Source organism: Paenibacillus pectinilyticus (assembly GCF_001700435.1).
Classification (GTDB): Bacteria; Bacillota; Bacilli; order Paenibacillales; family NBRC-103111; genus Paenibacillus_E; species Paenibacillus_E pectinilyticus.
Genome location: NZ_LYPC01000020.1, coordinates 105,905 through 125,473 on the forward strand (window position 1 = coordinate 105,905; position 19,569 = coordinate 125,473).

General features: G+C 46.3%; 18 protein-coding genes. 12 read left to right on the forward strand and 6 right to left on the reverse strand.

The window, feature by feature from the left end:
• Positions 1 to 43: 43 nt before the first annotated feature.
• Both A8709_RS14330 and A8709_RS14335 read right to left on the reverse strand, forming a co-directional pair.
• Positions 44 to 706, reverse strand: a complete 663-nt coding sequence (locus A8709_RS14330; RefSeq protein ID WP_065853050.1) for an LbetaH domain-containing protein — start codon at positions 704 to 706, stop codon at positions 44 to 46.
• Between the two features lie 76 nt (positions 707 to 782).
• Positions 783 to 1,730: a serine hydrolase domain-containing protein gene (locus A8709_RS14335; protein WP_065853051.1), complete on the reverse strand. Its 948-nt coding sequence runs from the start codon at positions 1,728 to 1,730 to the stop codon at positions 783 to 785.
• A 206-nt stretch (positions 1,731 to 1,936) separates the two neighbouring features.
• Between A8709_RS14335 and A8709_RS14340 the strand changes: the two genes are divergently transcribed.
• Complete coding sequence (locus A8709_RS14340) at positions 1,937 to 4,015, forward strand: thioredoxin domain-containing protein (RefSeq protein WP_065853052.1); 2,079 nt, start codon at positions 1,937 to 1,939, stop codon at positions 4,013 to 4,015.
• 95 nt (positions 4,016 to 4,110) lie between these two features.
• On the opposite strand, the gene A8709_RS33680 is transcribed toward A8709_RS14340, so the two are convergent.
• Positions 4,111 to 4,269, reverse strand: coding sequence for a DUF1540 domain-containing protein (locus A8709_RS33680; RefSeq protein ID WP_084224931.1), 159 nt, complete (start codon positions 4,267 to 4,269; stop codon positions 4,111 to 4,113).
• Between the two features lie 144 nt (positions 4,270 to 4,413).
• On the opposite strand from A8709_RS33680, the gene A8709_RS14345 reads away from it, so the two are divergent.
• Positions 4,414 to 4,632, forward strand: a complete 219-nt coding sequence (locus A8709_RS14345) for a double zinc ribbon domain-containing protein (RefSeq protein ID WP_065853053.1) — start codon at positions 4,414 to 4,416, stop codon at positions 4,630 to 4,632.
• A 76-nt stretch (positions 4,633 to 4,708) separates the two neighbouring features.
• Here the strand turns inward: A8709_RS14345 and A8709_RS14350 are convergent, their stop codons facing one another.
• On the reverse strand, positions 4,709 to 6,631 hold the full coding sequence (locus tag A8709_RS14350) for a glycosyl hydrolase family 18 protein (protein ID WP_065853054.1): 1,923 nt from the start codon (positions 6,629 to 6,631) through the stop codon (positions 4,709 to 4,711).
• A gap of 179 nt (positions 6,632 to 6,810) precedes the next feature.
• On the opposite strand from A8709_RS14350, the gene A8709_RS14355 reads away from it, so the two are divergent.
• The 8 genes from A8709_RS14355 (at position 6,811) to A8709_RS14390 (ending at position 16,106) form a co-directional block, all read left to right on the forward strand.
• Positions 6,811 to 7,344 (forward strand): DUF309 domain-containing protein, encoded by a 534-nt coding sequence (locus A8709_RS14355; RefSeq protein ID WP_065853055.1) that lies wholly within the window; start codon positions 6,811 to 6,813, stop codon positions 7,342 to 7,344.
• The gene (locus A8709_RS14360; protein WP_065853056.1) at positions 7,341 to 8,072 is read left to right on the forward strand and encodes a response regulator transcription factor; all 732 of its coding nucleotides are present in this window, start codon (positions 7,341 to 7,343) and stop codon (positions 8,070 to 8,072) included. The genes A8709_RS14355 and A8709_RS14360 overlap by 4 nt, the downstream gene beginning before the upstream one ends.
• The gene (locus A8709_RS14365) at positions 8,065 to 9,516 is read left to right on the forward strand and encodes a sensor histidine kinase (protein ID WP_065853057.1); all 1,452 of its coding nucleotides are present in this window, start codon (positions 8,065 to 8,067) and stop codon (positions 9,514 to 9,516) included. The genes A8709_RS14360 and A8709_RS14365 overlap by 8 nt, the downstream gene beginning before the upstream one ends.
• A 96-nt stretch (positions 9,517 to 9,612) precedes the next feature.
• On the forward strand, positions 9,613 to 10,218 hold the full coding sequence (locus tag A8709_RS14370; RefSeq protein WP_141692534.1) for a hypothetical protein: 606 nt from the start codon (positions 9,613 to 9,615) through the stop codon (positions 10,216 to 10,218).
• A gap of 72 nt (positions 10,219 to 10,290) precedes the next feature.
• Complete coding sequence (locus A8709_RS14375; RefSeq protein WP_065853059.1) at positions 10,291 to 12,057, forward strand: efflux RND transporter periplasmic adaptor subunit; 1,767 nt, start codon at positions 10,291 to 10,293, stop codon at positions 12,055 to 12,057.
• Positions 12,058 to 12,084: 27 nt separating this feature from the next.
• Positions 12,085 to 12,804: an ABC transporter ATP-binding protein gene (locus A8709_RS14380; protein WP_065853060.1), complete on the forward strand. Its 720-nt coding sequence runs from the start codon at positions 12,085 to 12,087 to the stop codon at positions 12,802 to 12,804.
• Positions 12,801 to 13,979, forward strand: coding sequence for an ABC transporter permease (locus A8709_RS14385; protein ID WP_065853061.1), 1,179 nt, complete (start codon positions 12,801 to 12,803; stop codon positions 13,977 to 13,979). Before A8709_RS14380 ends, A8709_RS14385 begins: the two co-directional genes overlap by 4 nt.
• 24 nt (positions 13,980 to 14,003) lie before the next feature.
• On the forward strand, positions 14,004 to 16,106 hold the full coding sequence (locus A8709_RS14390) for a hypothetical protein (protein WP_065853062.1): 2,103 nt from the start codon (positions 14,004 to 14,006) through the stop codon (positions 16,104 to 16,106).
• A 97-nt stretch (positions 16,107 to 16,203) separates the two neighbouring features.
• Here the strand turns inward: A8709_RS14390 and A8709_RS14395 are convergent, their stop codons facing one another.
• Together A8709_RS14395 and A8709_RS14400 are read right to left on the reverse strand one after the other, a co-directional pair.
• Entirely contained in the window at positions 16,204 to 16,782 is a 579-nt protein-coding gene (locus tag A8709_RS14395) for a beta-class carbonic anhydrase (RefSeq protein WP_065853063.1), read from the reverse strand.
• Between the two features lie 58 nt (positions 16,783 to 16,840).
• The gene (locus A8709_RS14400; RefSeq protein WP_065853064.1) at positions 16,841 to 17,164 is read right to left on the reverse strand and encodes an iron-sulfur cluster biosynthesis family protein; all 324 of its coding nucleotides are present in this window, start codon (positions 17,162 to 17,164) and stop codon (positions 16,841 to 16,843) included.
• 187 nt (positions 17,165 to 17,351) lie between these two features.
• On the opposite strand from A8709_RS14400, the gene A8709_RS14405 reads away from it, so the two are divergent.
• Together A8709_RS14405 and A8709_RS14410 are read left to right on the forward strand one after the other, a co-directional pair.
• The gene (locus A8709_RS14405) at positions 17,352 to 18,872 is read left to right on the forward strand and encodes a carboxypeptidase M32 (protein WP_065853065.1); all 1,521 of its coding nucleotides are present in this window, start codon (positions 17,352 to 17,354) and stop codon (positions 18,870 to 18,872) included.
• Positions 18,873 to 18,925: 53 nt separating this feature from the next.
• Positions 18,926 to 19,141 (forward strand): hypothetical protein, encoded by a 216-nt coding sequence (locus A8709_RS14410; RefSeq protein ID WP_065853066.1) that lies wholly within the window; start codon positions 18,926 to 18,928, stop codon positions 19,139 to 19,141.
• Positions 19,142 to 19,569: the final 428 nt, after the last annotated feature.

Here is a 19,569-nt window from a genome sequence, read left to right on the forward strand (position 1 = left end):
AAAAAGCGCGTTCCGATAGCGATTCGGAACGCGCTTTTTGCGTTTACAAATTACAAGCAAGACCACAAGAGCAGCGATGTTCGCCAAAGGCGAGAGCGTAACTCGATGAAAAATCACGATTTATGCGAATTACTTCTTTCGCGAATTCCGCGGCATCCTTGGGGCGTAGACTTAAGCGGTCTGCTTTTTCTTGCGTGTCAATGATCGCACCAGGTGGAATGAATCGATCATCTGCAATGCTCACTTTACCGATGACGACAGCATTATTGGAAATATAGACATTATTCCCTACGACTGCTTGGAACACGAGAGATTGGAAACCCACGAAAGATCCTCTGCCAATAAATACAGGGCCGTGCACGATGGCACCATGCGCGATCGTGACAGAACGATCAATGAATATCGCATACAGATCTTCGTTTACGATAACCTTCGCATCTTTTAACCCATGAAGAATAGCACCATCTTGTAAGTTCGTTCCTTCCCCGATATAAAAAGGAGTTCCTTCATCCGCACGAATGCTGACACTTGGGGCTATGAAAACGTTGCTAGCAATGGTTACATCACCAATCACACTGCTAAAGGGACCTACAAATGCGCTAGGATCAATCCGAGGATGCACAGCTTGTTGGTTGAAGCTTGTAGCAGGGTTTGAGCTGATAAAACGAATAAAATAGTTATAAGGTCCTTCAGGGTAATTATCCAAAACACACCATTCCTTCGATATTGCAAGATGTGATTTAGTATATGCGCCTACGCTTGAAGGTGTAAGGAGCTAGTTCTTAGTTCTGCTGCATCAAAAGTGGTGCAATGAACTGACGGAACACGTCTCTGGGAGGTTGTTCCTTCTGGCGTTTATCGTTCGTTAAAACAGTGACGATCTCGAGGCTCGGAACGATATGGATGTACTGTCCTCCAAAGCCGCGCGCGTAATAATACGCGAGAGTAGGCGCGGAATCGTCTTTATCATCGAGCGAATAAGCATCCATCCACCAATGTAAAGCATAATAGCCGCGGTTAGGAGCATCAATCGTAATGGCTGGCTTTATTGTGCTAGACACCATTTCCTTTGAAATAAGCTGTTTATTCTCCCATTTACCATGCTGTAAGTAAAGCTGTCCAAATTTCAGCATATCAGTAGGCCGAAGGCTTAATCCGAACCCACCGGTATGAATACCTTGGGGGTCTTGCTCCCAATCATAGGTTTCAATGCCAAGGGGCTTGAACAGATGTGCTTCCGCGAACTCGGCTACGGGCATGCCCGATGATTGTACCAGAATAGCCGACAACAATTGGGAAGCGCCGGAATTGTAAACCATTCGCGTACCAGGTGGATCTGACAGAGGCTGTGCCAAAACATAGTTAACCCAGTTGGGGGTTCTTGTCATTTTCGGAAATGAATTCAGCCCACCAAATTCCGTCCAACGAAAGCCAGGGGTCATGGTTAATAAATGATACAAGGTAATCTCTTTTTTGCGGGGATCAGGATCGGCATTAAGCTCTGGGAAAAACATAGATATCGGCGTCGTAAGCGCTGGCAATGTTCCTTGATCGACGGCTATACTCAGCAGGGCAGAAAGGACACTTTTGGTGCAGGAGTTAATTTTAGCTATCTTACGCATGGTTAGGTCATTTCGATAGTGTTCAAAAATAAGTTGGCCACGCTGACTAATTAGACAGCTTCTCAAATCAAGCGGCACAATGTTGTCAGAAAGAGATGTTAAATTCATGATGACCTTCCTTGTATCTTATAGATAATATTTATTCAAAGTTAGTATGTATCTTATCATTGTAAAGTATCGGATGGAAGGAAATGACGGTAGACCTCCTAGCAAAAATACTGATTTTTGATAAAAACCTTCATTATATTGGATTGGACCGTTATGCTAAACTAGAACCAATGACATTTTTAAATCATTGAAAGAGGTGACGCCTCATGACAACGCAAAATAAATCCAATCGATTAGCTAATGAAAAGTCGCCGTACTTGCTGCAACATGCACAAAACCCCATTGACTGGTTCCCTTGGTCTGAAGAAGCTTTTAGCAAAGCGAAACAGGAGAATAAACCTGTTTTCTTATCTATTGGATATAGTACTTGTCACTGGTGCCATGTAATGGCACACGAATCCTTCGAAGATCAAGCCATAGCCGATATGCTAAATAAAGATTTCATTTCCATCAAAGTGGACCGTGAAGAGCGTCCTGATGTTGACCATATCTACATGGCAATATGCCAAGCCATGACCGGGCAAGGTGGTTGGCCTTTGACGGTTTTCCTTACCCCAGAGCAGAAACCGATCTTCGCAGGAACTTATTTTCCACGCAGTCGAAAGTATAACCGTGCTGGGCTGGTAGAGATTATCGCTCAGATAGCAAATAAGTGGAAAGATGATCCTGAGCGTATACGCGAGGCTGGCGAACGTATCATTCAAGACACGCAAAGTCGGTTGTTGGAGCATCGCTCGGGTGATGTTCTAACAGAAGAAACGCTGCATGAAGCTTTTCGAATGTACGAGTCTAATTTTGATCCCGAAAATGGCGGCTTTGGCAGTGCGCCGAAGTTTCCGACTTCGCACAATTTATCATTCTTATTGAGATATTATATGAAAACGGGAAACGAGCGAGCGCTCGAGATGGTTGAAAAAACATTAGATACGATGCATCGTGGAGGCATGTATGATCACATCGGATTCGGCTTTTCGCGATATTCGGTTGATGAGAAATGGTTAGTGCCGCATTTTGAGAAAATGCTTTATGATAATGCGCTTTTGGTTATGACTTACATAGAAGCGTATCAAGTGACTGGCAAAAATCAATACGCCGAAATTGCTGAGCAAGTTATTTCCTATGTACTTCGAGATATGACGCACGAAGAAGGCGCGTTCTATTCTGCGGAGGATGCGGATTCGGAAGGTGTAGAAGGCAAGTTCTATGTTTGGACGATGGATGAGATTGAAGACGTGCTGGGCATTGAAGAGGGAGACCTCTATAGTGAGATCTACAATATTACGGAGTCGGGGAACTTTGTGGGTAAAAATATCCCGAATCTGCTGGACGCGACACTAGTTTCCTTAGCGAAGCGCAAGCAAATCCCACAGGATGTGCTGAAGCAGCGAATGGAGGCGGCACGTAACAAGCTGTTCGCGCATCGCGAGCAGCGCATCCATCCGGGCAAGGATGATAAGATTCTGACCTCGTGGAACGGTCTGATGATCGTAGCGCTGTCCAAGGCGGCGCGTGCCTTGGACAAGGAAGTTTACGCAGATGCTGCCGCGAAGGCTGCGGATTTCGTACTTCGCGAGCTGCGACGCGAGGACGGGCGTTTGCTCGCTCGCTATCGTGATGGCGAAGCGGCGTTCTTGGGCTACGTGGACGATTACGCTTTCCTCGTCTGGGGCCTGATCGAGCTGTACGAGACGACGTTCGAGCTGCGATTTCTCCATGAGGCGGTCCAGCTGAACGCAGACATGCTTCGTCTCTTCGGCGACGAAGCGAGGGGCGGGCTCTTCTTCTACGGCAGCGATGCCGAGCAGCTGCTCACCCGCCCTAAAGAGATCTACGACGGCGCGATGCCGTCGGGTAATGGTGTAGCCGCGCTCAACATGCTGCGGCTGTCTAGGCTGACCTACGACGCGAAGCTGTCGCAGGCTGCGGACGAGCAGCTCCAGGCGTTCGCCGGAGCCGTCAGTCAGTACCCGCCGGGCCACGCGCTGACGCTGGCCGCGCTTGATTTCGCATATGGCGAAGCCAGCGAAATTGTGATCGCCGGCGACCCGGCGAAGGCGGAGACTCAGCACTTGCTGCGCGCCGTGCAGCGACAGTTCCTGCCGAACACGCTGCTCATCCTTCACCCGCCAGGTGCGGCAGGCGAAGAGGTGCGCAAGCTGGTTCCGCTCGTGCAAGATAAGCTGCCGCTGGGGGGAAGGGCAACGGCCTACGTGTGCCAGAACTTCGCATGTCAGGCGCCGACACAAGACATCGCTGACTTAGAAAATCTCTCCTCAGAACACTGATAATAATTATCATTATTGGTTACAATAGAAGTAGAACAGAAAAAGAGGCCATTAAGGCCTCTTTTCTAAGTCACTCATGGATGTCTTGGTAGGTACTAAATCTTGGACTCAAATGTATGACAATCCGTTTCCTTTGAATTACGAGCTTGATTCCCGTCGTGGTGACTCACGATCGAAATCGAGCTAGCGCTGCACTTGTTTCCGTTTGACCAAAATTTACAGGAATTCACTTCACACATTACATCTTTTGCCATGTCCTTTTCACCTCCCCTACTTCATAGGGTGGGCGAAAGGGACCTCTTTTTATACATCGTGCTGAAAATACTTACTCACCACCTCACCATTCCCGCACATATACATAAAGGAAGCGTATCAACGAACTTCAAGGGGATGGACCGATGGCCGATAAGGATGAGCTTCAAACCTGTGTCAGGTGTAAGTATGTTGCGGTGAAAGAAGATAAATACTGCATACGCTGTGGAGCGCCGCTTAAGAACCGATGCACGAAAGAGAAGAGCCTGATGCACAAAGGGTGCTATAAAGTAAATAAAGCGGATGCGAAATTCTGCGCGGATTGCGGGACGGAGACGACTTTTAACCAATTGGGGCTTATTTAAGCCCGTGTATCATGAAAGCTATGCAAAGAAAAACCTGAGCCAACGGAATTACCGCAGCTCAGGTTTTATTTATTTCCTACTTATTCTGCAAAACACCCTGCCACAAATCCGCTGAGTCATACCCCAATCGCCAAGCTGCAACGCCAGCAATGTCGTATTTCTTCGCGATGTTCATTCGCGCGGTGACGGTTGCTTGATTTTCCACCCAGATGACATAAGTGAAGCCGTTCTCTTGATACTCCACACGATACTGTCCAAAGGTATTGTCCCAGGTTTGTTTCGTCGTTTTGGAGGCGATCAAAGCCGGGAGATCCTTCATCAATACAGTGCGGTTACCTACAAGCGCTCCTTTGGCATCCAATTGCCATTCACGGACATAATACGGGATGCCTAAGATGATTTTGTCCCGAGGAATACCATAAGAAAGAAACTCTTGCACACCGCCATCTGCCCAAGGAATGCCTGATACCGAACCTGGGGATGTACTTCCACGCCAGTACTGATCGTAAGCCATAATGACAATGTAATCGACAATTGCACCCAATTTCTCATGATCAAAAGCAGACAGATGATTCCACGAAACACTGCCGCGTGGCAGGTCTATGGAAATCTGAAGTCCTTTAGCATGCGCTGCGGCTGTCAATTTGGCTATAAAAGCTGTAAACGCATTACGATCTGAACCTGCCAAGCTTTCGAAATCGACATTGATCCCAGGGACCCCTAATTGAACGGAGCGGTTAATTAAAGCCGTAATAAATTTGTCCTGCGCAGTACTATCTGCTAGAAATTGCGTCGTTAAAGTCGCATTAAATTGATTGCTGACTAAAGGATAGACCGTGGTGCCAATCTTTTGCAGCCATTTGACCGTATCTGCGTTTGAACTATCCTTGAGCGTCCCCGTAGCATCTCCTAGTTCGAAATAGGAAGGAGAATCTACATCCAGCCCCAATGTATTCGCAACCTGAGCTTTGATGGTGTCCGCTCCAGAGCTGCCATTCCATCCCCATACTTGTAATTTCTTATAATTATCCCACAGCATGCGATGCTCTAAATTTTGGATGGAGGCGTTGCTGTATTGTTTCCCATAGGCTAAGGCCTCAGGTAACGTTTTAAATTCCCCAATCAGATTCGTGCTTTGATACACTTGATAAGATGCGAAGTTGTTCCAAATTTTGCGGCCATCGCGATAAATGGAGCTGTGTCCCCATAATTGCGCATAGCTAATCGCCTCATCAATGGAAGTAAAGTCCTGAAGAAAAGCATCGTTCTGATACACTTTATATACCTTAAGATTGCTGTAGACGGTTTTCTGAGAGTTGACATTAACGACTGTAGAATTGCCCCATTTGATAGCTTCTTTGATGGCGTCTTCTAAGGAAGCGAATGCCCAATTTGGTGCTGAAAACGTTCCTTGATACACTTTGTATAGCACGCTGCCAGCGCTATTTGCCATTTTGTCGGAAGGGGAGATGTTATCCCAAATCCATTGGTTCGAATTCAAATCGATAATGTGGGCATTGCCCCAGTTCCTCGCTTCTGCAACCGCATCAGCCAGACTAGTAAACTTCCATGAGTCGAGAGAGATCTCATTTTGATAGAGTTGATAACGGGCATAGTTGTTCCACACCCAACCTGTCGATTGCAAATCACGTACACTAGCGTTCGTCCATTTCTTAGCTTCATTGATCGCATCACTCAGTGTGGTAAATTGCCATTCAGGTAAGGTGACATCCTGCTGATAGACCTGATATCGGGGGGAATTGCTCCACAACCAGTTGCGCGAACCTATTTCCTCGACGTGACTATTCGAAAACCATTTTGCATAGGCCTCTGCTTGCCCATAGGTAGCAAATTCCATAAGCACTTGATTGTACTGGTAGACGCGGTATTTCGTCGTTTTGTCCGTACTCATTTGACTACTACTTGCTGCAAGAACTGTTGATGGTACCGTTATCGAAAGGAGTAAGGTGCTCGTGAGCAGCCATTTGCCAATTTTCATTCATTCCGCCTCTTTCTAGTAAGCTACTCTATTGGACGTAAGAAATGGTAGAATGGTTGCGTTTTAGATAGGTTGGAAGTTCATGGATTTATGCGTGAAGTTGGACGATTCCACAACTTTTTAGTAACATGAGAGTGAATGGTTATACCGTGAAGAATTTATGGTGAGGGTGAACAATAGTGAGGCAATATCCAGAGGCTTACACCGATTATTTATGTTATTTTCACGGAGAGCGGGATTATTTTGAATGTCATGAAGTGATGGAAGAATTTTGGAAGGAGCACCCTGAGGATCCGCGCAGATTAACCTATGTGGGCCTCATCCAAATTGCAGTAGGTCTCTATCATAGCCGCAGAGGAAATCGTGCAGGCGCTGTGAAAATGCTGCAAAGCGCAGCCAATAATCTCCAAGCCGAAGATGTTCGTTCTCTAGGCTTAGATGATGTAGAGCTGCAAGCACGAATTGGGCAAGCTTGGCTTGCGATCGAAGACGATCACTTCCAATTCGAAGATGTGAATTTACCGATTTCAGATCCAGAGCTGCTTCGTCATTGCTTGGCCATCTGTGAGCAGAGGGGACTGGTATGGCAAGCGCCAAGCCGGATGTCGGATGTGATGTTGATTGATAAGCATACACGTCGGGATCGGTCAGAGGTTATAGAAGAAAGAGCAAGACAGCAGTCAATTCGAAAGGAACAAGGTGAGAAGCGATGAGCTCGGAAGGTAAAATTTTGGTCGTAGAAGATGAAGCTAATATTTCAGAGGTTGTCAGATTGTATCTTGAGCATTCCAATTTTGAGGCGATCCAACTGTTCCGCGGCGGCGACGTCATTTCTACGATTATAAGCAAGAGACCTCATTTGGTTTTGCTGGATATCATGCTCCCTGATTTCTCTGGCTACGAGCTTTGCGAACAAATTCGCAGGATGGATGCACCTTTCCATCACACACCGATTATTTTCTTAACGGCCAAAGGTGAGTCCATTGACAAATTAAGGGGCTTTAACTTAGGTGTCGATGATTATTTGGTGAAGCCTTTCGACCCGAATGAGCTCATTGCTCGAATTAAAGCCGTGCTGCGTAGAACTGCTCAGCAACAGCCAGTTGAACCAGCACAGCCGCAAAGCCCGGGTCGTAAATGGCTGGAAATTGGGAATATCGTGATCGATTTGGAGCAATATCGCGTAACCGTTGGGGGGAAACGGATCGAACTAACCCCAAAGGAAATCGAGCTATTGTTTTTCTTGATGAGTAATCCTAGTCGTGTATTTACGCGCGAGGATCTGCTTGGGTATGTGTGGAATTTTGATTTTACTGGGGGCACTCGGACCGTGGATGCGCATGTGAAAAACTTGCGTAAAAAGCTAGGGCAGCATGAGACGTGGAATATCCAGACGCTGTGGGGCATTGGCTACTCGTTCGAGGTGGTTCAGCATGCTTAAGAGATGGAACTTAGGAAAATATAATAGTTTATATATTAAAATTTTCCTATCCTTTCTCGGGACGTGTGTGCTGTTTTTTTCTGGGCTTTTCATCTTCTGGAATAATTATTTTTCGGACTTCTTCTATAAAGATAAAATCGTGCTTTTGGAAAAGCGGAATGCCGAAATTATTCAACTATTGAATTCGGTTCAAGATGGCACCATCTCAACGCGTGAGTTGAAATATACGGTACGTATTCTCGCTCGAAGTATTAATGGGCAAGTGTGGATCGTGGATGAGAAAGGGAACATTTCCGTCGGATCATCGGATAGCGAAGGCAGAGCGATCCCAAAGCCGATGGATACTTTGTTTATAGATGGTTTACATGGCCGTACCGGACATAGCATGATCAACATCAATACACCAGATGGCCAGCAAACATTATTCGCTTTCTATGCTCCGTATCAATTAGGTAATCAGCCAGTGGTTATTATGCTGCATTTCCCAGCGGGGGATGTTCGTGAGGTTATTGCCGCTGTTCGACTTAATATTATGCTGCCCCTTGCTTTTTCGCTTGTTGCAGTTGGGCTTATCTTGTTTGTCTTATCTCGTAAGCTTGCCGGACCGCTGCAGCAGATGAATCGAGCAGCCTTAGAGCTCGCTCATGGTGATTTCAAAACAAGGGTACCCGTTACATCGCACGATGAAGTGGGTCAGTTGGCTACAAGCTTCAACTTTATGGTGGAGAAGCTGGAAGAATGGGAAGGAACGAGGCAGGAATTTCTTGCGAATGTGTCGCATGAACTTAGATCGCCGCTAACGACCTTACGCGGTTTCATTGTTGCGATGAATGATAAAATCATTCCCCAGGACAAGTTTCCTCATTATCTTTCGATTTGTGATCAAGAAGTACAGCGACTGCAACGTCTTGTAACGGATCTGTTAGACCTCGCTCAGATTCAGAATGGCGGCGATGTGTTTCGACTGCGTCCAGTTGTCATTACGGGACTCCTGGAGAACTCACTCCAATTATTAAAATCTGCGATTGCGGAGAAACAGATTGATCTGCACCTCATTTTGCCACCCCAAGATGATGAGAATTGTTTCGTCAATTTGGACCCGGATCGTTTCGCTCAAATTCTTCATAATTTAATCTATAATTCGTTGAAATTCACACCTGAAGGTGGAACTTTAACGTTAGCTTTAGAAGAGAATGAAAAAGATGTTCATCTGTACATACGTGATACAGGAGCTGGGATGACGCCTGCCGAGTTAACACGGATATGGGATCGCTTCTATAAAGCAGATGATGCTAGAACATTTAAGTCGGAAGAAGCAACAGGAACAGGATTAGGACTCACAATTGTGAAGCATCTCGTTTCTGGCATGAACGGAACCATACACGTACGCAGTCGATTAGGCGAAGGAACCGAGTTTCAAATCGTATTTCCGCGAATTTTGTAACGTCTTCACAATTTGTTCACAATTCCATCATACTTAATTCACAGTTTCATCATATTCTGATGCTGTTGGACAGGTACTTATGGAGGTGTTTGTCGGTTGAGTTATACACGTACCATCTCAATGTGTGTAACCCTCACGACCTTCTTGTTAGTCGGTTGTAACCAACAGGGGGCTGTTTCTAAGCCCGCTGTTGTTGCCATGCCGTCAATGCCAATTTCCGAAGAAACCTCGCAAGAGCTGCCTGCTGCTGAAAGTGTGCAGAATCAAAGAGAAATGCAGCTTGTCATGCTATTTCAAGGTTTGATCTTCATGGATCGACACCCGTACTATAGCATAACTGCCGCACAATCCGCAGCGATCCTGCCTGTTGTTCGGAAGAGTATGGAGGAAGGAAGCATTGACGAATCAGAACGAAAAGCCATCATCAATGTGCTTACAGACGAACAGAAAACTTTTCTGGATGATCAATCGAAACAAGTGAAGCTACGAATGGCGGACCGTATGAACAATCATAGGGACAACCTTTCGGCGGCGGAGAGGGAAAAGTTTGTAAACGCTTTCGAGAAAAAGAGGAAGGTCGAGCAACAAGAAGAAACCGGTACGTCAAGCCGGGTAAACAATGAGAATCAGACTCCTGATCCACGTGGTATGGGGGACAGTATTGAACAGCAGTTAGTGAAGCTGCTTGTTTCAAAGAAGTGAGTGCTCATTGGAAAGAACCAGACAAACCAAACAAGTAAGGCAGCGCACAAATGTTAAGGGGGAAGTGTCAGAATGAAATTTTTTCGCAGTAAATGGTTCATTGTGATTGTGGCAATATGCGTTTGTGCGGGTGGCTCCTACGCTTATTTAGCGAAAGGGAAGAAGTCGAAAGCTGCTGAGACGAAAGAAGTCACTTTTGATGTCAAAAAAGGGAACATTCGCTCCTCGGTTTCGGGTACTGCGCAGTTTGAACCGAAGGATACCCAAACGATTTCATCAACGGAGAATGCCAACATTAAATCGATTCATTTAACTCGGAATCAGCCAGTTAAAGCGGGAGACGTTCTCATTGAGCTCACGAGCTCCAACTTAGAGAATGATCTGCAGGACGCACAGCTTTCTTATGAACAAATGCAGAAGGATTTGACTGCGCTGCAGCAGCAAAAAGGCCTTATGGGTGTTACAGCCCCAATCGGCGGAAAATTGACTTATGCGAATATTGATCTAGGTTCAACGATTAATAAATCGACAAAAATCGCGACAATTGGCGATACAAGTACCTTCATTGTTACATTGCCTTTTTTCGTCGAGGATGCTTCGCAATTACATAAAGGTGATGCGATCGACATTACCTTAGACGGTTTCATGATCACCAAAACAGGAACGATTGTTGCCATTGCTAAAGATCCAAAATCGGACGGTAAAGGCGGCAAGCTTTTCGATATCGATATTCAAATCCCGAATGATAACTCCATGGATGCAGGCATGAATGTAATGGGGTCTGCAACGATTGGCGGTCGTACGGTAGATTCACAAGGAAAAGCGACCCTGCAATACATGCAGATTGCTACGATCCTAGCCGGGACAACAGGGAATGTATCTGATTTACCTTTTAAAACAGGTGCCATTGTACATAAAGGTGATTTGATTGCTTCCTTCCTTAACGATACGCTGGATGATGCCATTCTTACAGCACAATCTGCGCTTGAGCGTCAGAAGCTGAAAGTGGATGCCGCACAAGACAAGGTAGACTCGTTGAAAATTGTTGCGCCTTTCGACGGCGTTTTCTCAACTGATTTTGTTAATAAAAGAGTGGATATACTTAGCAGCTTCCACGCTGGAACGAAGGTAACAAGCGGTACGCAGTTTGGGACGGTTGCTAGCTTTGCCAAAATGCAGCTTCCCGTGCAAGTTGATGAGCTTGATTTACCTAACATCAAAGTGGGCATGAAAGCTGAGATTAAGGTCGACTCCTTCCCAGGACGCACATTCCCAGCAGAAGTGACGCAAGTTTCAACAGTGGGAACGACGACGAATGGCGTAACCTTCTATGATGTTGTGTTAACGACTGAAAATAAAGACAATATGTTGAAATACGGTATGACAGCAACGGGTGAAATACTTATTCAGGACAAGAAAGATGCCCTCTATATCCCGCCTGAAGCCCTTCAATTACAACGCGGTAAACGTGTCGTTACATTGAAAAATGCCGATGGAACGAACGAGCAAGCACATGAAGTGAAGATCGGTATTCGTTCTACAACTCAAATTGAGATTACAGAAGGACTTAAAGAAGGCGATAAAGTCGTCTTACCAGTCGCTGTGAAGAGACAGCAAAATTTAAGCCAAGATGAGATCAATCGCTTAAGACAACAGTTCCAGCAAGGCGCTGGCGGTGGTGCAGGCGGCTTCGGTGGCGGAGCAGGCGGTAACTTCCAAGGTGGCGCAGGTGGAAACTTCCAAGGCGGCGGTGGCGGCGGTACAGGAGCAGCTGGCGGTGGTGGAAACGGCGGCGCAGCTACACGGACTAACGCTGGCGGCGGTGGCGGTACTAGATAAGACTGCCCTGAAAGGAGGTATTGCGGTATGAATATCATTGAACTAAAAGATATTACGAAAACCTACAGGCGCGGTGAGGAAGATCTTCCGATCTTGCGTAACATATCGCTTTCCGTTGCCGATGGTGATTTCGTTGTCATTATCGGTCCCAGTGGATCAGGGAAATCTACGCTGATGAATACGATCGGATTACTCGATGTTCCGACCTCTGGCAGTTACACACTGGACGGTGTCGTCACTGAACACATGAATGACAATGCGCTCGCTGAGCTTCGAAATCAGAAGATTGGCTTTATCTTTCAACAATTTAATCTGCTGCCTCGGTTAACCGCGATGGAAAACGTGGAACTGCCGATGATCTATGCAGGGATTTCAAAGAAAGAACGCAAGGAACGTGCGAATGCGATGTTGAAAATGCTGGGCATGGGCGAACGTGGTCACCACCGTCCGAGCGAGCTTTCAGGCGGCCAGCAGCAGCGGGTGGCGATTGCCAGAGCATTGGCCATATCTCCTTCGTTAATCTTAGCAGATGAGCCCACAGGTGCCTTAGACTCGCGTACAGGCGAGGAAGTACTTGAGCTTATTCTCCAGTTGAATGCGCAGGGGAATACCATCGTACTGATTACGCATGATCATCACATCGCGGACAACGCGAAGCGCGTTGTTGCTCTTCGAGACGGTGTCATCGTGGATGACTATCGGAATAAAGCGAAGCTGGATCTGCAGAAGCAAGAGGTGACGGTATGAAGGTAAGTGAACTCATCCGGATGTCCCTGCGGACCATTATTTCTAGTCCGTTGCGTACATTTTTGACCATGCTTGGCGTCATTATTGGTGTAAGCTCGGTTGTGACACTCGTTTCCATCGGGCAAGGAACATCGGAAGCCATCGCGAAGCAATACGAGAATATGGGAACGAATTTGCTTGTTGTCACAGCAACAGGAAATGGACGTGCGACGCAGCTCGGGTATGAGGATTTAATGAATTTTGAGAATTTCCCAGAATTCAAATCCATTGCTCCGACCATGACGAAGAACGGCTCCAATATCAAATATGACCGTACGCAAGAGAAATATAATGTACTTGGGACGAATGACCGCTATTTCGACATTATCAAAGCGACGATCGATAAAGGTCGTAATTTGTCACCGACGGATCTTGAGTTTCGTTCGAATGTAGCGATTCTTGGCAGCGAAGTGACGAAAAAATTCTTTGGCACCTTAGACCCTGTTGGCGAAAATGTCAACATCGATGGCGTTGTTTTCAGCGTAATCGGTACGCTCAAAGAAAAAGGTTCGAACATTGGAGGTGCTTCTGTAGATAGCTCCGTTATCGTACCTTTGGAATCGGCTAGACGCGAATTCAAGCTGGGGCAAATTAGGACTACATATGTAGAAGCACCTACGAAAGACGATATTTACACAGCGCAAGAAACAATGAAGCAATATCTCACTTATAAGTTCAAGAGTGACTCGGGCTTTGTACTAACGAATCAGGATGAATTGCTCAAAGCACGGACCGAAGCCACGAACACCCTTACGAATCAATTAGTGGCGGTTGCCTTAATTTCCCTATTAGTTGGCGGTATCGGGATTATGAATATTATGCTAGTTACCGTGAGTGAACGTACGCGTGAAATCGGGATCCGCAAATCCATTGGCGCGAAGCGTCGGAATATTTTGCTGCAATTCCTGGTTGAAGCGGTTGTCATCAGTGGGATGGGCGGATTTATAGGGCTTCTAATTGGTATCGGATTCTCTTACGCACTCCCTTACTTTAGTCCAAAGCAGACGACAAGTCTGTCCTTTAATGTAGGCCTATATTCTTTCTTATTTTCCGTTTTGGTCGGTGTGATTTTCGGATTGTATCCGGCGAACAAAGCATCCAAGCTGCGTCCAATTGACGCATTGCGTTCTGACTAAATACAACTACAAGGAGGACTCTCTGTGAACCCACAACGTAAGATGAAACGTCTGCTCAGCCGTTCGGCATTATTGTTAACCGCTGCAAGCTTCCTAACACTTCCTCTGGCTACTTCGGCATTTGCTGGCAAGGAAGGGGTATTCCTCAGTGATTCCGTTTATTTCACGTTAGATAAGGTCTCCTTATCGGCAGGAGCTGATGATGGCTCACTTCGCTTCTCATTAGGGTTGAATAATCATGGCAACTCAACGGTTGATTTTAACAACTATGGGGTTAAAGTCATTGATTCCAATGGGATTACGTATACAGCAAGGCTGAATGAGAAAGTAGTTGCGAGGGTAAAAGCAGGAGAGACGGAAACTTTCAAGTTCACGTCGGCCATTCCGAACAATCTCTCGGCAGCGGACCTAAAGGTTGATATTTTTAGATGGAATTACAATTCCACATCGGATATCGGTGCTCTCTCTGTAGAATCAGCGATGACAGAAGCGGGTCAGTCGCTTGAACAACAAACGGCCATCAATTTGAAAGAAATTGACACTACGTTAGCCGATGATGTTTTGATTACTGCGAAACTTGGGCGAAGCTATAAAGTGTTAAAAGATGGGGTGTGGATGGTCTATTCCGATCTGATTTTGGAAAATCAGAACAGTACAAGTGTGAAGCTTCCCGATGGCCTTGAGCTGAACTTCCAAGATAGCAAAGGGCTAACCTATGGTGCTCAGTTTGTTTCTAGTCCTGGCGCACTTCTTCCAGAAGAGCCTGTGACGGTAACACTGCAATCTGCAGTTTCAGCTTCGCTGGATACGGATCATTTGTCCTTGGTCTTCTCGCCGAAGGGCAAGGTGAAAACGACTGTGTTAGGTACAATAAGTGCGGCGAAATCGTTCAGTGTAAGCAAAATTGGCGATAAATCGGCTTATCCAAACACGGAAGATAACGCCGCATTGAACGGACTAGAAATCTCGACATCATGGGCGTCGGTTAACAAACAATCAGATGGGCTGCATGTGCAAGCCAATGTGACTTTGACGAACACGAGTGAGGGAATTGTCACACTCCCTACGTTGTCTGCGGAGATCCAGGCTTTGCGAGGTACGGTAGCTGTCACATCAAGTGATACGGCTGTGCGTTCCGCCTATTTATCTCCGAATGAGTCAACAACCTTCCATTTCCAAGGGGTAATGCCTGCGTCACTGAATGCGGAAGGACTACAGGTTGTTGTCCTCGAGAAACAAACTGTTGTTGCTTCCACAACACCGCCATCGGGCGCTAGCACGAATGCACTCAACTTGCCGGTAGCCGTAACTTCACTTGCTGGTGCAGGTGTAGCTGGTGAAGCGACATCGTATGCGGCAGCACAATCCTATAAGATCGGTGATGTACTGAAGCTGACCTCAAATGGGAATATTGACTCCAACATTGAGATGTCACTAGTCGAATTTGGGCTTAGCGTGAACTCGGACTTCGGTTATAAAACGGTTGTTGGGAAATATAAGTTAACGAATAAAGGCACGTCAACCTTAACACTGCCTGATTTCCAATCGGATTTGACCAATGTAGACGGATATACATACGCTGGTGTTCGACAAACGAATGTTGCCAAGACGATTGCACCTAATACAAGCTACGTTCTCAACTACTCGTATATGGTTCCGGATGTTGAGAAAGCAGATAAGTTAGCGCTCAATCTATATGACACGAATCGTTTGGCTGTTGGTTCGTACAAAACAGCTGTTCAATCAGTACCAACAACTGGACCAATCTCCGTGTATCCATTTACGATCAATCTGGACGATTACAATTTGAGCTCAACGTACAATCGGGATACGTCCTTCTCGTACCGTTTACGTTTGGATTTGACCGTTGAACGTCAAGCACAAGTCATCACGGATGCGAATTTCTCCTCGTTATTGTTCGAAATTGTGGATTCCGAAGGACGCTTATTAACATCGAAATCCATGTCCTTCACAGGGCAACAGAAGATTATGTCTGGCGTTCAATTTATTGACTTCGGAACGGTGAAATCCGAGCAATTGAACTCAGGTGCGAGTATTAATGTGTATGAAGTGGTTGCTACTCCGAATGGGGATGCCAAACGCTTGATCAAAACGATTAAACCTTAAGCGGATAATTAAAAAAGAGTAGAGCCTAGTCATCAGGCTCTACTCTTTACTATTTCACTCTCTAGTGTGGAAGAAAGTCTTAGTTATCGTTGGCTTCCTACAGAAGTTCAGGCGCTGGGGGATATGCCGCATCCACGAGATCTAAACGACCTGTTTCCGGGTCAATGATTAGGCCGTGAACAGGTAAATTTTTGGGAAGTAAGGGATGATTACGAATAATATTAACGCTCTTCTCAATACCATCGCGCACATGGTTGAAGCCAGTCAACCAACGTTTGAGGTCAATGCCAGAGTGTCCGAGTGTTTCGATAACATCGTCGGAGATGCCTCTAGCTTTCGCGTTAGCAATAACTACTTCGGAATTGAGTCCTGTCATGCCGCAATCGTGATGTCCAATGACAAACACTTCATCGGCATCAAGCTGATACACAGCGACGATAATACTGCGCATGAGACTGCCGAAGGGGTGAGAGACAATTGCACCGGCATTTTTGATAATTTTAGCATCCCCATTGTGAAGATTCATTGCCTTAGGCAGTAACTCTACAAGCCGCGTATCCATACACGTAACGACAACCATACGCTTGTCTGGAAATTTGGTAGTCAGAAACTCTTGATATTGCTTGGTTTCTACGAAATCCTTATTGTAGCTCAAAATCTCATTAATTAAAGACATGGTTTTCCCTCCAGGTAGTGGTATTTTAATTGCTGTCTATTTATTTGTACAACAGCTTTTATCGTTTATCAACTAGACTCATACCTGCATTATAAATTTGATTATTACTCTTCAGTATATAGGATTTATTTCCTTCATGGAAGTCGATTTTCATGTTGCTCTCGAAAAAGATCTCATCCTTCGCTTTATAAATCAGCGGGATTGTGTCCGTTATGGCCGATACATCTTCGGCATTTGCAGTGGAAACTAACCAAAGTGTAGGGACTCCATTCACGGAGCATCCGCAGCCTTCTGTATCAAAAACAAGCTTTAGCAGGGTATTATTTTGCTCCAAATAAGGGGTCAGTCGTTGTTTCGCTGTATCTGTAAATGTAATATTCATTAGGGTCATCTCCTTCACATAATTGCAGAGTAAACAGCCTGTTGATTAAGGCTTGTCCTTATTCTACCACAGCCGAACCATTATTTGATTCTATACGCGGATGGAAGTATGATAAATATTGAAACATTGGGGAGTGAATGCTTCCGAAGTTAGTTTTTCTAACGAAAAACTTTAAGGAGATGAGCACATGAGTGTTGGTGTTGTGAATGCCAAGCTGGAATCGTTCAAAGCTTATGTACGTAAAATGAAGCAGTATGAAGAGGCAATCTCTTTGATCTATTGGGACATGCGTACAGGTGCTCCGAAAAAAGGGATCGAAACGCGTTCGGAAGTTGTCGGTGAGCTCTCCACCGAGGTATTTCGGATGTCGACATCCGATGAAATGGGAGCTTATGTGGATTTTTTCACACAAACTGCTGAACTTGAACAGTTAGACCCGATTTCACGTAAAATGGTTCTGGAATGCAAAAAAGAATATGATCGCAGTAAAAAAATACCGGCTGAGAAATATCAAGCCTATGTTGTTCTGACATCGCAAGCCGAATCGGCGTGGGAAGACGCGAAACATAAATCAGATTGGGCCGGATTCCAGCCCTACCTGGAGAAAATCGTAGCAACGACCCAGGAATTCATTGAGCTGTGGGGCTATGAAGGCCACAAATATAACACCTTGCTGGATATGTATGAGCCGGGTATGACGGTAGAGAAATTGGATGAAGTATTCGGCGCCCTGCGGGAAAAAGCAGTTCCACTGCTTGGACGCATTCAAGCTTCGCCTAATCAGCCGAATCGCGCGTTCTTAGACCAGCAATTTGATATCGGCAAACAGAAGCAATTCTCGCTGTCAATTCTGAAGCAAATGCAATATGACTTCGAGGCGGGGCGTTTGGATGAGACCGTGCATCCGTTTGCAACGGCTCTGAATCCAGGTGATGTGCGAATCACGACGCGCTATTTGCCAAACGATATTACCTCGGCCCTGTTCGGGACGATTCATGAGGGTGGACACGCGCTGTATGAGCAAAATATTTCTACGGACCTCGTTGGTACCAATTTGTGTTCTGGTACGTCCATGGGAATTCATGAATCCCAATCCCGCTTCTGGGAAAATGTCATTGGCCGCAGCAAACAATTCTGGGAGCGCTACTATGGCGAGCTGCAGACGACATTTGCTGGGCAAATTGATGACGTTAGCGTCGATGATTTCTATCGTGCGATCAATCATATTGAGCCATCCTTGATCCGAATTGAAGCGGATGAGCTCACGTACAACCTACATATCATGATTCGCTATGAGCTGGAAAAAGGTCTATTCAGCGGCACGATTGCCGTGGCGGATTTACCTGCGGCGTGGAATGCCAAATACGAGGAGTATTTGGGTGTGACGCCGCCGAATGACGGAGAAGGTGTCCTTCAGGACGTCCACTGGTCCGGTGGTGCGTTCGGCTATTTCCCATCGTATGCGCTTGGGAATATGTACGCGGCGCAATTCACTAACACGCTTCGCAAAGAACTGCCTAACTTCGATAGCTTGATTGCGGAAGGCAATCTGGCACCGATTAAGGAGTGGCTCACGGAGAAGGTCTACCAACACGGTAAATTGCTGACACCGAATGAAATTATTCAAAACGTGACAGGGGAAGCGTTAAACCCTGATTACTTGGTTGCGTACTTGGAAGAGAAGTACACGAAAGTGTACGGGATTTAGTGGATATAGCGACTAACAATAGTTGCGAGTGATGGAACAATTGGTACGACTGATTGCCAAATGCATATCTGTATGAGAAACAGCTTCTTTCGACGGGATTTTCGTCGAAGGGGCTGTTTCTTTTTATTGCGGGTGTTGTGTTAAATGTGTTAGGGATTGAAGGGAAGTTAGATTGGATGGTGGGTTGGGAGAAGATGGGTAACTATGACCGTGCACTTTTGTGTATCGGCATTGCTGGATTAGATGGCTACTATTTTATAGGTTGTTGAGTGAGTGCTCAAGTGTGCGAACGGATCAAATCTAATACGTGCGATTACTCCACGGCCCCTCGCCATAGGCTCGGAACCCGAGCCAAACCTGGCCGGCCCCTCGCCATAGGCTCGGAACCCGAGCCAAACCTGGCCAGTCCCTCGCCGTAGGCTCGGAATCCGAGCCAAACCTAGCCGGCCCCTCGCCATAGGCTCGGAACCCGAGCCAAACCTAGCTGGCCCCTCGCCATAGGCTCGGAACCCGAGCCAAACCTAGCTGGCCCCTCGCCGTAGGCTCGGAATCCGAGCCAAACCTCGACGGCCCCTCGCCATAGGCTCGAAACCCGAGCCAAACCTAGCCAGTCCCTCGCCATAGGCTCGGAACCCGAGCCAAACCTAGCCAGTCCCTCGCCATAGGCTCGGAACCCGAGCCAAACCTAGCTGGCCCC